The organism is Methylorubrum zatmanii (assembly GCF_014845115.1).
GTDB classification, from domain to species: Bacteria; Pseudomonadota; Alphaproteobacteria; order Rhizobiales; family Beijerinckiaceae; genus Methylobacterium; species Methylobacterium zatmanii.
Genome location: NZ_NKUI01000382.1, coordinates 1 through 680 on the forward strand (window position 1 = coordinate 1; position 680 = coordinate 680).

Annotated in this window: 1 protein-coding gene; it reads right to left on the reverse strand. The window is 72.6% G+C overall.

Going from position 1 to position 680, the window contains the following annotated elements; translation table 11 throughout:
* Nucleotides 1-63: 63 nt before the first annotated feature.
* Entirely contained in the window at nt 64-507 is a 444-nt protein-coding gene (locus tag MZTS_RS24865) for a hypothetical protein (protein ID WP_009864960.1), read from the reverse strand.
* Nucleotides 508-680 lie beyond the last annotated feature (173 nt).

Here is a 680-nt window from a genome sequence, read left to right on the forward strand (position 1 = left end):
GTGGCCTCGATCGGCCCCCGGCACGAGGCACGGGCACGCGTGCGGGCGCGCGGGGGCGAGGCCTCAGGCGCGCGCCGGGCGACGCACCCGGGATGGGTTGTAGGCGATGGCGTCCGCGAGCTCGGCCTCTATCAGCGCGGGCGCGCGCGCCACCACGCGCTCGCGCTCGGCATCGAACATCTGCTGCGCGATGGGTCGGTAGGTCGCGCGCTCGACGGCCACGAGGAGCGGCCTCGGACGGCCGAGGTTGCGCACCTTCGGGAGGAAGCGGGTGCGCCCCCTAGCATCGACGAACAGGTTGCGCTCGTAGACCCCGTCCTCCCCCGGGCGGGCTCTTCGCGAGGGGCGTGCCATGTACGCGATGGCCTTCCGGCCGCCGACCTCGAAGCTGTCGGTGCGGTAGACGGACCACCTGTAGGCCGATCGGCGCTTGGCCATCTGCCTGTAGCTCCCAAGGATGTCGTCGAGGCCGGAGCGGATGCGGACGAGGTCGAAGGGGGAGGCCATGGGCTACGGCCCGGCCGGTGCCCCCTTCCACGGCTCAGGTGAGGACGCCCCCCCCCCGGGATGCAGAACCCCCCGGCCACGGGTGACGGGGGGGTCCCTCGATGTGGTGCATCGAAAGCCCGGTGAGGCCCTGCGAAAATATCGGGGCGAGCAGCCTCTGGCAGGGAGGGTAG

Excerpts from the sequence above, each read along its gene's own strand:
- MZTS_RS24865 (WP_009864960.1), bottom strand. The coding sequence starts at position 507 with ATGGCCTCCCCCTTCGACCTCGTCCGCATCCGCTCCGGCCTCGACGAC.